The 14,154-nt window shown below is 41.9% G+C and carries 24 protein-coding genes; all 24 read right to left on the reverse strand.

Annotated features, from left to right (window positions below; translation table 11 throughout):
* Position 1 precedes the first annotated feature (1 nt).
* On the reverse strand, positions 2-364 hold the full coding sequence (gene rplR / locus MHH40_RS09680; protein ID WP_003216951.1) for a 50S ribosomal protein L18: 363 nt from the start codon (positions 362-364) through the stop codon (positions 2-4).
* Positions 365-396: 32 nt separating this feature from the next.
* Positions 397-933, reverse strand: coding sequence for a 50S ribosomal protein L6 (gene rplF, locus MHH40_RS09685; protein ID WP_003217186.1), 537 nt, complete (start codon positions 931-933; stop codon positions 397-399).
* A 31-nt stretch (positions 934-964) separates the two neighbouring features.
* Complete coding sequence (rpsH, locus tag MHH40_RS09690) at positions 965-1,363, reverse strand: 30S ribosomal protein S8 (RefSeq protein WP_003217040.1); 399 nt, start codon at positions 1,361-1,363, stop codon at positions 965-967.
* Positions 1,364-1,394: 31 nt separating this feature from the next.
* Positions 1,395-1,580, reverse strand: coding sequence for a 30S ribosomal protein S14 (gene rpsN, locus MHH40_RS09695; RefSeq protein ID WP_008356542.1), 186 nt, complete (start codon positions 1,578-1,580; stop codon positions 1,395-1,397).
* Between the two features lie 22 nt (positions 1,581-1,602).
* Positions 1,603-2,142, reverse strand: a complete 540-nt coding sequence (gene rplE, locus MHH40_RS09700) for a 50S ribosomal protein L5 (protein WP_003217159.1) — start codon at positions 2,140-2,142, stop codon at positions 1,603-1,605.
* A gap of 25 nt (positions 2,143-2,167) precedes the next feature.
* Positions 2,168-2,479, reverse strand: a complete 312-nt coding sequence (gene rplX, locus MHH40_RS09705; RefSeq protein WP_003217151.1) for a 50S ribosomal protein L24 — start codon at positions 2,477-2,479, stop codon at positions 2,168-2,170.
* 35 nt (positions 2,480-2,514) lie between these two features.
* Positions 2,515-2,883, reverse strand: coding sequence for a 50S ribosomal protein L14 (gene rplN / locus MHH40_RS09710; protein ID WP_003216882.1), 369 nt, complete (start codon positions 2,881-2,883; stop codon positions 2,515-2,517).
* A 39-nt stretch (positions 2,884-2,922) separates the two neighbouring features.
* Positions 2,923-3,186 (reverse strand): 30S ribosomal protein S17, encoded by a 264-nt coding sequence (gene rpsQ, locus MHH40_RS09715; protein WP_003216906.1) that lies wholly within the window; start codon positions 3,184-3,186, stop codon positions 2,923-2,925.
* Positions 3,187-3,211: 25 nt separating this feature from the next.
* The gene (rpmC, locus tag MHH40_RS09720) at positions 3,212-3,412 is read right to left on the reverse strand and encodes a 50S ribosomal protein L29 (protein WP_003217155.1); all 201 of its coding nucleotides are present in this window, start codon (positions 3,410-3,412) and stop codon (positions 3,212-3,214) included.
* The gene (gene rplP, locus MHH40_RS09725) at positions 3,402-3,836 is read right to left on the reverse strand and encodes a 50S ribosomal protein L16 (protein ID WP_003217039.1); all 435 of its coding nucleotides are present in this window, start codon (positions 3,834-3,836) and stop codon (positions 3,402-3,404) included. The genes rpmC and rplP overlap by 11 nt, the downstream gene beginning before the upstream one ends.
* 1 nt (position 3,837) lies before the next feature.
* The gene (gene rpsC, locus MHH40_RS09730) at positions 3,838-4,494 is read right to left on the reverse strand and encodes a 30S ribosomal protein S3 (RefSeq protein ID WP_003217241.1); all 657 of its coding nucleotides are present in this window, start codon (positions 4,492-4,494) and stop codon (positions 3,838-3,840) included.
* Between the two features lie 3 nt (positions 4,495-4,497).
* Positions 4,498-4,839 carry a 50S ribosomal protein L22 gene (gene rplV / locus MHH40_RS09735; RefSeq protein WP_007496316.1) on the reverse strand — a complete coding sequence of 114 codons (342 nt, stop codon included), beginning with the start codon at positions 4,837-4,839 and terminating at the stop codon, positions 4,498-4,500.
* A 17-nt stretch (positions 4,840-4,856) separates the two neighbouring features.
* Complete coding sequence (rpsS, locus tag MHH40_RS09740) at positions 4,857-5,135, reverse strand: 30S ribosomal protein S19 (RefSeq protein WP_003216920.1); 279 nt, start codon at positions 5,133-5,135, stop codon at positions 4,857-4,859.
* 57 nt (positions 5,136-5,192) lie between these two features.
* A complete protein-coding gene (rplB, locus tag MHH40_RS09745) occupies positions 5,193-6,026 on the reverse strand; it encodes a 50S ribosomal protein L2 (protein WP_003217065.1) in 834 nt (277 codons plus the stop codon).
* 28 nt (positions 6,027-6,054) lie between these two features.
* Positions 6,055-6,342: a 50S ribosomal protein L23 gene (gene rplW, locus MHH40_RS09750; protein ID WP_003217016.1), complete on the reverse strand. Its 288-nt coding sequence runs from the start codon at positions 6,340-6,342 to the stop codon at positions 6,055-6,057.
* On the reverse strand, positions 6,342-6,965 hold the full coding sequence (rplD, locus tag MHH40_RS09755) for a 50S ribosomal protein L4 (protein WP_003217216.1): 624 nt from the start codon (positions 6,963-6,965) through the stop codon (positions 6,342-6,344). Before rplD ends, rplW begins: the two co-directional genes overlap by 1 nt.
* A gap of 27 nt (positions 6,966-6,992) precedes the next feature.
* Positions 6,993-7,622, reverse strand: coding sequence for a 50S ribosomal protein L3 (gene rplC, locus MHH40_RS09760; RefSeq protein WP_003217069.1), 630 nt, complete (start codon positions 7,620-7,622; stop codon positions 6,993-6,995).
* 37 nt (positions 7,623-7,659) lie between these two features.
* On the reverse strand, positions 7,660-7,968 hold the full coding sequence (gene rpsJ / locus MHH40_RS09765; RefSeq protein WP_003156464.1) for a 30S ribosomal protein S10: 309 nt from the start codon (positions 7,966-7,968) through the stop codon (positions 7,660-7,662).
* A gap of 218 nt (positions 7,969-8,186) precedes the next feature.
* The gene (locus MHH40_RS09770) at positions 8,187-9,146 is read right to left on the reverse strand and encodes an alpha/beta fold hydrolase (RefSeq protein ID WP_226804567.1); all 960 of its coding nucleotides are present in this window, start codon (positions 9,144-9,146) and stop codon (positions 8,187-8,189) included.
* Positions 9,147-9,255: 109 nt separating this feature from the next.
* A complete protein-coding gene (tuf, locus tag MHH40_RS09775) occupies positions 9,256-10,446 on the reverse strand; it encodes an elongation factor Tu (RefSeq protein WP_003217109.1) in 1,191 nt (396 codons plus the stop codon).
* A 118-nt stretch (positions 10,447-10,564) separates the two neighbouring features.
* On the reverse strand, positions 10,565-12,643 hold the full coding sequence (gene fusA / locus MHH40_RS09780; RefSeq protein ID WP_050945820.1) for an elongation factor G: 2,079 nt from the start codon (positions 12,641-12,643) through the stop codon (positions 10,565-10,567).
* 54 nt (positions 12,644-12,697) lie between these two features.
* The gene (gene rpsG / locus MHH40_RS09785; protein WP_003216884.1) at positions 12,698-13,168 is read right to left on the reverse strand and encodes a 30S ribosomal protein S7; all 471 of its coding nucleotides are present in this window, start codon (positions 13,166-13,168) and stop codon (positions 12,698-12,700) included.
* 120 nt (positions 13,169-13,288) lie between these two features.
* Positions 13,289-13,708 carry a 30S ribosomal protein S12 gene (rpsL, locus tag MHH40_RS09790; RefSeq protein WP_003216962.1) on the reverse strand — a complete coding sequence of 140 codons (420 nt, stop codon included), beginning with the start codon at positions 13,706-13,708 and terminating at the stop codon, positions 13,289-13,291.
* 112 nt (positions 13,709-13,820) lie between these two features.
* Positions 13,821-14,069 (reverse strand): 50S ribosomal protein L7ae-like protein, encoded by a 249-nt coding sequence (locus MHH40_RS09795; RefSeq protein ID WP_003216985.1) that lies wholly within the window; start codon positions 14,067-14,069, stop codon positions 13,821-13,823.
* Positions 14,070-14,154 lie beyond the last annotated feature (85 nt).

The raw sequence follows: 14,154 nt of genomic DNA on the forward strand, positions 1-14,154 counted from the left end.
ATTAAAATTTAAGTCCAGCCTCACGAGCAGCTTCAGCTAGAGCTTTTACACGTCCATGATATAAGTATCCTCCGCGGTCAAATACCACGTTAGAGATTCCTTTTTCAACAGCACGTTTTGCAACAAGTTCGCCAACTTTAGTAGCAGCTGCAGCGTCAGAACTATTCTCGATCTTTAACTCTTTATCAAGAGTAGAAGCACTTACAAGTGTTACACCGTTAACATCATCAATTACTTGAGCGTAGATGTTCTTGTTAGAACGGAAAACGTTAAGGCGAGGTCTTTCAGCAGTACCTGAAAGTTTCGCACGAACACGAGCGTGTCTTTTAAGACGAGTAGCGTTTTTGCTAGTTTTCGTAATCATCCGAGTCACTCCTTTCTTCACATTAAGCGATCTTACTTACCAGTTTTTCCTTCTTTACGGCGAACGAATTCACCTTCGTAACGAATTCCTTTACCTTTGTAAGGCTCTGGAGAACGGACAGCGCGGATGTTAGAAGCTAGAGCTCCCACACGCTCTTTATCGATACCTTTAATGACTACTTTCGTTTGAGATGGAACTTCGACTTCAACTCCAGCCTCAGGAACGATTTCAACTGGATGAGAGTATCCAACGTTAAGAACAAGTTTGTTTCCAGATTTAGCTGCACGGTAACCGACACCGATAAGTTCTAAACCTCTTTCGAAACCTTTAGATACACCTTCAACCATGTTTGCAATTAAGCTACGTGTTGTACCATGTAATGCACGGTGTTCTTTATGATCAGACGGACGGCTTACAGTTAAGACGCTGTCCTCAATTTTAATTTCCATATCAGGGTGAAATGTACGAGTTAGTTCACCTTTTGGTCCCTTTACTGTCACTGTGTTATCGTTGTTTGTCACAGTAACTCCTGAAGGGATCTCGATTAGTTTTTTACCTATACGAGACATACCAAGCACCTCCATTCATCTTAAACTTTTTTTACCATACGTAAGCAAGTACTTCTCCACCAGCTTGTTTAGCACGGGCTTCTTTGTCCGATAAAACACCTTGTGATGTAGAAATAATTGCGATTCCAAGTCCGTTAAGTACACGTGGTACTTCATTTGATTTCGCATATACACGTAAACCAGGTTTACTGATTCTTTTAAGACCAGTGATAACACGTTCGTTGTTTTGGCCATATTTAAGGAACATACGGATAATTCCTTGTTTGCTGTCTTCTACATATTCAACGTCACGGATAAAACCTTCACGCTTTAAGATTTCAGCAATTTCTCTTTTGATTTTTGAAGCCGGTACTTCTAGCTTCTCATGACGTACCATGTTCGCATTGCGAATACGAGTCAGCAAATCTGCAATCGGATCTGTCATAACCATTATTTAATAACCTCCTTCCCATTTATGGGGATTACCAGCTGGCTTTTTTAACGCCAGGAATTTGTCCTTTATATGCAAGTTCGCGGAAACAAATACGGCAAAGTTTAAACTTGCGAATTACTGAATGTGGACGTCCACAACGTTCGCAGCGCGTATACTCTTGAACTTTAAACTTTTGTTTGCGTTGTTGTTTCGCAATCATAGACTTTTTAGCCACGATTTCGCCTCCCTTTCATTGATTATTTCTGGAACGGCATACCTACTTGAGTTAATAACTCACGTGCTTCTTCGTCCGTATTGGCAGTCGTAACGATAACGATATCCATACCGCGGACTTTTGTTACTTTATCGTAATCAATTTCTGGGAAGATTAACTGTTCTTTAATACCAAGCGTGTAGTTTCCACGACCGTCGAAAGATTTCTTAGAAATCCCGCGGAAGTCACGTACACGTGGTAAAGATACAGAAATAAGTTTATCAAGGAAATCGTACATGCGCTCTCCGCGAAGTGTTACTTTCGCACCGATTGGCATTCCTTCACGTAGACGGAATCCAGCAATAGACTTCTTCGCACGAGTAACGACAGGTTTTTGACCAGCGATAAACGTTAATTCTTCAACAGCAGTATCGATTGCTTTAGCGTTTTGAACGGCGTCACCAACACCCATGTTGATCACGATTTTTTCGATTTTTGGCACTTGCATTACTGATTTGTATTCAAACTTAGAAACTAATGCAGGTGTAATTTCTTTTACATACTTTTCTTTAAGGCGGTTCATGAGAAAGACCTCCCTTCCTTATTTACTATTTATCTAGAACTTGCCCAGATTTTTTCGCTACACGGACTTTCTTTCCGTCCTCAACTTTATACCCAACACGTGTCACTTCACCCGTTTTAGGATCAAGCGGCATTACGTTTGATACGTGGATCGGCGCTTCTTGTTCAGAAATTCCGCCCTGAGGGTTAGCTTGGGTTGGTTTAGAGTGTTTTTTCACAAGGTTAATACCTTCTACTAAAACACGGTCATTCTTAGGGAAAGCAGCAAGGATGACTCCTTGTTTACCTTTATCTTTACCAGAGATAACCACTACTTTATCGCCCTTTTTAACATGCATTTAATCGCACCTCCTTGAGTCGCGGATTGTATTCATTAAAGTACTTCTGGTGCTAGAGAAACAATTTTCATATAGTTGTTTTCACGAAGTTCACGTGCTACTGGTCCGAAGATACGAGTTCCACGTGGGCTCTTGTCGTCACGGATAATGACACATGCATTTTCATCGAAACTGATGTAAGATCCATCGTTTCTGCGAGCTCCGCTCTTTGTACGAACGATAACTGCTTTCACAACTTCACCTTTTTTGACAACGCCTCCTGGTGTTGCTTGTTTAACCGTACAAACAATGACATCACCGATGTTAGCCGTCTTACGTCCAGAGCCACCAAGAACTTTAATCGTTAGTACTTCGCGTGCGCCAGAGTTGTCAGCTACTTTTAAACGAGTCTCCTGTTGAATCATTAATGTTACCTCCTTTCGGAAAAAGAAATCCGAACTTTATTAGATAATAACGGCTTCTTCGACAACTTCAACTAGACGAAAGCGTTTAGTCGCAGATAAAGGACGAGTTTCCATGACCTTTACGATGTCTCCGATTTTTGCTTGGTTGTTTTCATCATGTGCTTTGAACTTTTTAGAGTATCTTACACGTTTGCCGTAAAGTGAATGCTTTTTGTATGTTTCAACTACAACAGTGATGGTTTTATCCATTTTGTCAGAAACAACACGACCTTGATACACTTTACGTTGGTTACGTTCGCTCATGTTTGCGGGGCCTCCCCTCTAATTATTATTTATTAGCAGCGATTTCTCTTTGACGAATCACAGTTTTCATGCGTGCGATTGATTTACGCACTTCACGAATGCGAGCAGTGTTTTCAAGCTGCCCAGTCGCTAATTGGAAACGAAGATTGAAAAGTTCTTCTTTAAGAGACTTTACTTTTTGTTCAATTTCAGCAGTGGTAAGGTCACGAATTTCATTAGCTTTCATTTGATTCACCACCAATTTCTTCACGTTTTACGAACTTCGTTTTAATTGGCAATTTGTGAGATGCAAGACGAAGAGCTTCACGAGCAACTTCTTCAGACACACCAGAAATTTCAAATAAAACTTTGCCTGGTTTTACTACAGCCACCCATCCTTCTGGAGCACCTTTACCGGAACCCATGCGGACCTCTAGAGGTTTAGCTGTGTATGGCTTAGAAGGGAAAATTTTAATCCAAACTTTACCGCCACGTTTCATGTAACGAGTCATAGCAATACGAGCAGCTTCGATTTGACGGTTCGTGATCCAAGAAGCTTCTTGAGCTTGGATACCGTACTCACCGAAATGTACTTCAGTACCACCTTTTGCACGTCCACGCATTTTTCCACGATGTTCTCTGCGATACTTCACGCGTTTTGGCAATAACATATTATTTTCCTCCTTCCGCAGTATTCTTCTTAGTTGGAAGGACTTCTCCACGATAGATCCATACTTTTACGCCAAGCTTACCATAAGTAGTGTCAGCTTCAGCAGTAGCATAGTCGATGTCAGCACGAAGTGTGTGCAACGGAACAGTACCTTCACTGTAATATTCAGAACGAGCAATATCTGCACCGCCAAGACGACCAGAAACCATTGTTTTGATTCCTTGTGCTCCAGCACGCATTGTGCGTTGGATTGTTTGTTTTTGTGCACGACGGAATGAAATACGATTTTCAAGTTGACGAGCGATGTTTTCAGCAACTAGCTGAGCATCAAGATCTGCTCTTTTGATTTCAAGGATGTTGATGTGTACACGTTTGCCAGTTAGGCTGTTAAGAGCTTTACGAAGTGCTTCAACTTCAGATCCGCCTTTACCAATTACCATACCTGGTTTAGCCGTGTGGATTGTGATATTTACGCGGTTTGCAGCACGTTCGATTTCTACTTTAGAAACAGACGCGTCAGACAAACGCTTGCTGATGAATTCACGGATTTTCAAGTCTTCATGTAAGAAGTCAGCGTAATCTTTTCCTGCGAACCATTTAGATTCCCAATCACGAATGACGCCAATACGAAGACCTACTGGATTTACCTTTTGACCCACGGATTATCCCTCCTTCTTTTCTGATACAACGATTGTAATGTGGCTAGTACGTTTGTTAATTGCGCTCGCACGACCCATAGCACGTGGACGGAATCTCTTAAGTGTTGGACCTTCGTCAACGAATGCTTGAGTAATCACTAGGCTGTTAGCGTCCAACTCGTAGTTGTGCTCAGCGTTTGCGATAGCAGATTTTAATACTTTTTCAATAATTGGTGAAGCAGCCTTAGGTGTAAGGTTTAAGATAGAAACTGCTTCTCCTACTTGCTTACCTCGGATCAGGTCCATTACTAGACGTGCTTTACGAGGAGCAATACGGACTGTTCTTGCGACAGCTTTAGCTTGCATTTAAAAGCCTCCTCTCATTAGCGTCTTGTTTTTTTATCGTCACTAGCATGACCTTTGTAAGTACGGCTTGGTGCGAATTCGCCCAATTTGTGACCTACCATATCTTCAGAAATGAAAACAGGTACATGTTTGCGTCCGTCATAGACAGCGATTGTGTGACCGATGAATTGTGGGAAAATTGTAGAACGACGAGACCAAGTTTTTACGACTTGCTTTTTGTCAGTTTCATTCAATTTCTCGACTTTAGCCATCAAATGATCATCAACAAATGGTCCTTTTTTTAAGCTGCGAGCCATTGTGGAACCTCCCTTCGTGATTGAACTACGGTCCTAAATGAACCGTAGACAACCCCGTTACTTGTTTTTACGACGACGTACAATGAATTTATCAGACTTGTTGGTTTTCTTACGAGTCTTGAATCCAAGAGTCGGTTTGCCCCATGGAGACATTGGTGATTTACGTCCGATTGGAGCACGTCCTTCACCACCACCGTGTGGGTGATCGTTAGGGTTCATTACAGAACCACGAACTGTTGGGCGTACGCCTTTCCAGCGTGAACGTCCAGCTTTACCGATGTTAATTAATTCGTGTTGCTCGTTTCCAACTTGACCGATAGTCGCACGGCAAGCAGAAAGAATCATACGAACTTCTCCTGAGTTCAAACGTACAAGAACGTATTTACCTTCTTTACCAAGAACTTGAGCAGAAGTACCAGCAGAACGAACTAATTGTCCACCTTTACCTGGTTTTAATTCAATGTTATGCACAACTGTACCAACTGGGATGTTGATAAGTGGAAGAGCATTACCTGGTTTGATGTCAGATTCTGGTCCAGAAGTAACTTCAGTACCAACTTGGATTCCTTTCGGAGCAAGAATGTAACGTTTCTCACCATCTGCATAGTTTACAAGAGCGATGTTCGCTGAACGGTTTGGATCATACTCGATTGTAGCAACGCGTCCAGGTATACCGTCTTTATCACGTTTAAAGTCGATGATACGGTATTGACGTTTATGACCGCCACCTTGATGACGAACAGTCATTCTACCTTGGTTGTTACGTCCGCCTTTTCTGTGAAGCGGCGCAAGCAACGATTTTTCTGGTTTGTCAGTCGTGATTTCAGCAAAATCTGAAGTAGTCATGCCACGACGACCATTACTGGTTGGTTTATACTTTTTAATCGCCATTTTGAATTTCCCTCCTTCTTTTTAAGATTTACGCTTCAAAAATTTCGATTTCTTTGCTGTCAGCTGTTAATTTCACGATCGCTTTTCTGCGACGGCTAGTCATACCAGTGTAGCGTCCAACGCGTTTAGATTTCCCTTTGTAATTTTGAACGTTGACTTTCTCAACTTTCACTCCAAAGATTTCTTCAACAGCGTCTTTCACTTCTGTTTTGTTAGCTCTGACATCAACTTCGAACGTGTACTTCTTCTCTGTCATTAGATCAGCAGAACGTTCAGTAATGATAGGGCGCTTTAGAACATCACGAGGATCTTTCATTATGCAAGTCCCTCCTCTACTTTTTCAACCGCTGCTTTAGTGATCAGAAGTTTCTCGTGGTTGACAACGTCAAGAACGTTGATACCGTTAGCTTCAACAACTGTTACTCCAGGGATGTTACGAGCAGATAAAGCAACTGTTTCGTTTGCATCCGCAGTGACGATCAACGCTTTCTTCTCGACAGATAATCCTTTAAGGATGCCTGCGAATTCTTTCGTTTTCACTGCATCAAGAGTCAGATCTTCAAGAACGATGATGTTGTTGTCGATTACTTTAGAAGACAATACTGACTTGATAGCCAAGCGGCGAACTTTTTTAGGTAATTTATAAGAATAGCTGCGTGGTGTTGGACCGAATACGATACCGCCTCCGCGCCATTGTGGTGAACGGATAGAACCTTGACGAGCACGACCAGTACCCTTCTGTCTCCAAGGCTTACGACCTCCGCCACGTACTTCAGAACGAGTTTTTACTTTGTGAGTTCCTTGACGTAAGGAAGCTCTTTGCATAAGAATAGCATCGAATACTACGCTTTCGTTTGGCTCGATTCCAAACACAGAAGCGTTTAATTCGATTTCACCGTTAGTAGAACCGTTTTGGTTAAATAATGCTACTTTTGGCATGACTTGTTTCCTCCTTTCCTAAGAGAGTTATTTAGATTTAACTGCACTCTTTACAGTTACTAGAGATTTTTTAGCTCCTGGTACATTTCCTTTGATCAATAGAAGATTGCGTTCTGCATCAACTTTAACGATCTCAAGGTTTTGGACAGTGATTTGCTCTCCGCCCATACGACCTGGAAGAAGTTTACCTTTGAATACTCGGTTTGGATCAACAGGTCCCATTGAACCAGGACGACGGTGGTAACGTGAACCGTGAGTCATTGGTCCGCGTGATTGTCCGTGGCGCTTGATAGCCCCTTGGAATCCTTTACCTTTTGATGTTCCTGTTACATCTACGATATCTCCATTTGCGAAAATATCAACTTTGACTTCCTGACCAACTTCATACGCATCTAACTCCGCACCGCGTAATTCTTTTACGAAGCGCTTAGGAGCAGTTTCCGCTTTAGCAACGTGGCCCTTCTCTGGTTTGTTAGAAAGCTTTTCACGTTTGTCGTCAAAACCGATTTGGATTGCTTCATAGCCATCCGTGTCAGCAGTCTTCTTTTGAAGAACAACGTTAGCAGCAGCCTCAACAACAGTTACAGGGATAAGATCACCGTTTTCTGCGAATACTTGCGTCATACCAATTTTTCTACCTAAGATTCCTTTGGTCATTAGTCACACCTCCTATAATATGTGTTTTCTATTTGAATTAAAGTTTGATTTCGATATCTACACCAGATGGTAAATCTAAACGCATAAGTGCATCAACTGTTTGTGGAGTTGGATTCACGATGTCGATTAGACGTTTGTGAGTACGCATCTCAAATTGCTCACGAGAATCTTTGTACTTATGCACCGCACGAAGGATTGTGTAAACTGATTTTTCAGTTGGAAGCGGAATTGGACCAGATACACTAGCACCAGAACGCTTAGCCGTTTCAACAATCTTCTCAGCAGATTGATCAAGAATTCTATGATCATATGCTTTTAAACGAATACGAATTTTTTGTTTTGCCATTATTTTCCCTCCTTTTCGCCTACTTACGTTAGACAGTTCTCCGTGAGAAAAACCTGATCACCTTGCCATGGCAAAGCGGCCGGGTGTGTCAGCAACCTCTCACTTCATCGCAGTCAAAGACCAACATGCACTATTGTACCAAATTGGCCTGCGTGTTGCAATAATAAATCGGATAAATTTATGATTTGCACACTTTTCATATTATACAGGGGTTGAGCCTATAAATCAAGCTTTCCCTGAAGATGATGTACAGCCGTCTTTTTTATGGTACGAATAAATTCTTCTGGTTCTTCTAGATGCGGGGAATGTGCAGATTCTTTAAAGGTGAACCATTCTTTGACTGGTGCTGTTAATTGCTCAACATAAGGTTTTGATACAGCAGCTGGTGTAATCATGTCATATTCACCAATGATAAAGTAACAAGGTATTAATATAGTAGAAACTCGGTATTCAATGCTCTCATTCATCAATTCATTCCATAGCATGTCCTGACTAAGCTTCTGTCCTTTAAGGAAATTCCACTTATCTTTGAGCTGATATTCCTTACTAAAAAGAAATCCGCGTAGCATTTGAATCAGCGGCTTCCACCTATGTGTGAGACCTACGCTTCCGAGCTCTTTATATAGAGAGAACAGAGCATGAGCTGATATTCGTTTCCACGGAGGAGGCGTCAGTAATCGCAGGCACCAAGTAAACAACCGATTTCGTTCGCATTTCTCCAAAAGAAGCTTGTATGACACAATATCTTCTTTTATTACATCTACTACCTGACTAATTCCATAATAAGCGTGATATAGATCTGGGCGCTTATGTACTGCTTGTATGGCGATTAATGACCCCCATGAATATCCGGCGATGTACAATTTTGATTGACCTAGATATGAAAGGACTTTCTCTGTCAGTTCAATCGTATCTTCAATAAATTGCTGAATGGTCATGGAAGTATTGGGGAGGTTCTTTTGATAGGAAAGTCCCGCACCTCGCTGATCCCAATGAACCACTGTAAAATCTTGATTAAGTTCCTCATGAAATGAGTCGATATAGCTGATTTGAGCGGAGCCGGGCCCACCGTGTAAAAATAATAGAACAGGCTTCGCTTCACTTGTGTGATCTTCTTTGATCATAATCCATTGGTCAACCCCGCCGATTAACCATTTCTTCAAATATGTCTTCGCCATTCCAGTGATCCTCTCGGTTCCATTTAGATTCTATAGCTTATAGTAGCCGTTCTGATCTGGAAAAGCAAAAAAAGAGACCCTTTTGCAAGGAGTCTCTTTTAAATGTTTATTACTTAATGATATTTGAAACGACGCCAGAACCTACAGTACGTCCACCCTCACGGATAGAGAAACGAGTTCCTTCTTCGATAGCGATAGTAGAGATAAGTTCAACTTCCATCTCAGTGTTATCGCCAGGCATAACCATTTCAGTACCTTCTGGAAGATGTACGATACCAGTTACGTCAGTTGTACGGAAGTAGAACTGCGGACGGTAGTTAGCGAAGAATGGAGTATGACGTCCACCCTCTTCTTTAGAAAGTACATAAACTTCAGCTTTGAAACGGCTATGTGGAGTGATTGTACCTGGTTTAGCAAGTACTTGACCACGTTGGATATCTTCACGAGATACACCACGAAGTAGTGCACCGATGTTGTCACCAGCTTCAGCATAGTCAAGAAGTTTACGGAACATTTCAACACCTGTAACAGTTGTTTTACCATTGTCTTCTTGAAGACCGATGATTTCAACTTCGTCACCGACTTTAACTTGTCCACGCTCAACACGACCAGTAGCAACAGTTCCACGACCAGTGATTGAGAATACATCCTCAACTGGCATCATGAATGGCTTCTCAATGTCACGTTCTGGAGTTGGGATGTACTCATCAACCGCATCCATAAGTTCAAAGATTTTTGCTTCGTAATCAGCATCTCCTTCAAGAGCTTTAAGAGCAGAACCTTTGATAACTGGAACATCATCACCAGGGAAGTCATAGTCAGAAAGAAGGTCACGAACTTCCATTTCAACAAGTTCAAGTAACTCTTCATCGTCAACCATGTCACATTTGTTAAGGAATACTACGATGTATGGTACACCTACGTTACGAGAAAGTAGGATGTGCTCACGTGTTTGTGGCATTGGACCATCAGCAGCAGATACTACTAAGATCGCGCCGTCCATTTGAGCAGCACCAGTGATCATGTTTTTAACGTAGTCAGCGTGTCCTGGGCAGTCTACGTGTGCATAGTGACGAGTGTCTGTTTCATACTCGACGTGTGAAGTTGAGATTGTGATTCCACGCTCGCGCTCTTCTGGAGCACCATCGATTTGGTCATATCCCATAGCTGATCCTTTACCAGACTTCTTATGAAGAACTGTTGAGATAGCAGCAGTTAGAGTTGTTTTACCATGGTCAACGTGTCCAATTGTACCAATGTTAGCATGCGATTTGGAACGGTCGAATTTTTCTTTAGCCATTCTAAAAATCCTCCTTAAAGGTTCATTGTATTTGGTATAGAGTGATAGAAAGTGAAGAGTTACCTCTCACTTTCTGATCTTCAATAGTAGTTATACTTTAGTTTAAAGGCAAAATCAATTATTCACCTTTATTTTTTTTGATGATTTCTTCACTGATGCTCTTAGGCACTTCTTCGTAGTGATCCATGTGCATAGTGAAAGTACCGCGTCCTTGTGTGTTAGAACGGAGTGAAGTTGCATATCCGAACATTTCAGAAAGTGGAACCATTGCGCGAACAACTTGAGCGTTACCGCGAGCTTCCATACCTTCTACACGTCCACGACGAGATGTGATATCACCCATGATGTCTCCCATGTATTCTTCAGGGATAACGACTTCCACTTTCATCATTGGCTCAAGTAGAACTGGGTTACATTTGCTGACAGCATTTTTCAATGCCATAGATGCAGCAATTTTAAACGCCATTTCGTTCGAGTCAACATCGTGGTATGATCCATCAAATAATTTAGCTTTGATGTCGATTAATGGGAATCCAGCTAATACACCATTTTCAAGTGAATCTTCAAGACCTGCTTGAATAGCTGGAATGTATTCACGAGGAACAACCCCACCGACGATTGCATTTTGGAATTCGAAGCCTGCGCCTTCTTCGTTTGGTTCGAATTCGATCCAAACGTGTCCGAACTGACCACGTCCACCAGACTGACGTACGAATTTACCTTCAACTTTTGCACCAGAACGGAATGTTTCACGGTACGCAACTTGAGGAGCACCTACGTTAGCTTCAACCTTGAACTCACGCTTCATACGGTCAACAATGATATCAAGGTGAAGCTCACCCATACCAGAGATGATCGTTTGACCAGTTTCAGGGTTTGTTTGTGTACGGAATGTTGGATCCTCTTCAGCTAGTTTAGCTAAAGCGATACCCATTTTATCTTGGTCAGCTTTTGATTTAGGCTCGATTGCTACATCGATAACTGGCTCTGGGAATTCCATAGACTCAAGGATAACAGTATCTTTCTCGTCACAAAGAGTGTCACCAGTAGATGTATCTTTAAGACCAACAGCTGCTGCGATATCCCCTGCATATACAGTAGAGATTTCTTCACGGCTGTTTGCGTGCATTTGAAGGATACGTCCAACACGCTCACGCTTGTTCTTAGAAGAGTTCTTCACGTATGAACCTGAAGCAAGTGTTCCAGAGTATACGCGGAAGAAAGTAAGTTTCCCAACATAAGGGTCAGTCATAACTTTAAATGCAAGAGCTGCGAATGGTGCGTCATCAGTAGACTCACGAACAACCTCTTCATTTGAATCTGGCAGGATACCTTTGATTGCAGCAACATCAGTTGGTGCAGGAAGGTAATCAAGCACAGCATCAAGTACAAGCTGAACACCTTTGTTTTTGAAAGCAGATCCAACAAGAACTGGGTAGAATTCAACATTCAACGTTCCTTTACGGATTGCAGCTTTCAATTCAGGAATTGTAATTTCTTCACCCTCAAGGTATTTTTCCATAAGCTCTTCATCAAGCTCAGCGACAGCTTCAATAAGGCTGTTGCGAAGCTCTTCAGCTTTGTCTTTATACTCAGCAGGGATTTCTTGTGCATCAGAGCGAGTTCCAAGGTCATCTTCGTAGAAGTATGCTACGTTATCTACAAGGTCGATGATTCCTTCGAATTGATCTTCAGCGCCGATCGGCAATTGAATTGCATGAGCGTTCGCTTGAAGACGATCTCTTAATGTGCCTACAGAGTAAAGGAAGTCCGCACCGGTTTTATCCATTTTGTTAACGAATACGATACGAGGTACTCCGTAAGTTGTTGCTTGGCGCCAAACTGTTTCAGTTTGTGGCTCTACACCTGATTGTGCATCAAGAACTGCTACCGCACCATCAAGTACACGTAAAGAACGTTCAACTTCAACAGTGAAGTCTACGTGTCCTGGTGTATCGATGATGTTTACACGGTAACCTTTCCATTGTGCTGTAGTAGCAGCAGAAGTGATTGTAATACCACGTTCTTGCTCCTGCTCCATCCAGTCCATTTGGGAAGCTCCTTCGTGAGTTTCACCAATTTTATGGATACGACCAGTGTAGTATAAGATACGCTCAGTCGTTGTCGTTTTACCAGCATCGATGTGAGCCATGATACCAATATTACGAGTTTTGTCTAAGGAGAACTCTCTTGCCATTGGGTAATTTCTCCTTCCTTATTAGGGAATAGTTTTTTTAGTTTGGTATAAATCCTACCAGCGGTAGTGAGCGAATGCTTTGTTCGCTTCTGCCATTTTGTGTGTATCTTCACGTTTCTTAACAGCAGCACCAGTGTTGTTAGCTGCGTCAAGGATTTCGTTAGCAAGACGCTCTTCCATCGTTTTTTCTCCACGAAGACGAGCGTAGTTTACTAACCAGCGAAGACCTAAAGTAGTACGACGGTCTGGGCGAACTTCTACAGGAACTTGGTAGTTAGCTCCACCTACACGACGTGCTTTAACTTCAAGAACTGGCATGATGTTTTTCAAGGCTTGTTCGAAAACCTCCATCGCTTCATTACCAGTACGTTCTTTGATGATATCAAATGACTTGTAGAGAATTGTTTGTGACTTTCCTCTTTTACCGTCGATCATCATTTTGTTGATCAAACGAGATACAAGTTTAGAATTGTAAATTGGATCTGGCAATACGTCTCTTTTTGCTACAGGACCTTTACGTGGCATCTGATAGCCTCCCTTCTCATTTAAAAGGATTTCTATCTGTCTCTCATCTCAATATCATTGTCAGTTGCCTGACTCCACTGATCTGATATCAACTTCTAAAAACCCTTATGTTTGTTTGTATTATTTACTTTGTTTAGGGCGTTTTGTTCCGTATTTAGAACGTCCTTGCATACGACCGTCAACTCCGGCAGTATCAAGCGCACCACGAACGATGTGGTAACGTACACCCGGTAAGTCTTTTACACGTCCGCCACGGATAAGTACTACACTGTGCTCTTGTAGATTATGTCCGATACCAGGAATGTAAGCTGTTACCTCAATCAGGTTAGACAAACGTACACGAGCATATTTACGTAGTGCTGAGTTTGGTTTTTTCGGTGTCATTGTGCCGACACGAGTACAAACCCCGCGCTTCTGTGGAGATGTTACGTTAGTGTGCTCTTTTTTGAAACTGTTGTATCCTTTGTTAAGTGCAGGAGACTTTGAGTTTTCAACTTTACTCACGCGTCCTTTGCGTATTAGCTGATTAATTGTAGGCATGTTGTTATTCCTCCCTTCGTTGCTTTTTTTATAACCCACATACCCAGGTGGTTCATTAAAAGGCAAAAAACAATGCTTTTGCATTTACACATGCAAAAACAAAACAAGTACGCTATAACATAATGGCAACAGCTGCTGCCCCAACTTCAATTCCGCAGGCTTTGCCGAGCTTTTTCATGGAATCTACCACTAAAATGTCTACACCCTTCTCTTGCGCTAGTTTTGTTACACTAGCTGTTAAAGCAGGATCAGCATCTTTCGCTACGACGATTTCCTTTACTGAATCTCGTTTCAGAGCTTTTACTGTTTGCTTCGTACCAATAATAATGGATTGAGCCTGTGATACTTTATCATAAGACATCGAATATCCTCCAAAGTAACAGGTTTTATTTTGAGCACCTTGGTTATATTATCATCATGGCAGAAGGATGTCAATATCATATGAC

The organism is Bacillus sp. FSL K6-2431, from assembly GCF_038005165.1.
GTDB lineage: Bacteria > Bacillota > Bacilli > Bacillales > Bacillaceae > Bacillus > Bacillus pumilus.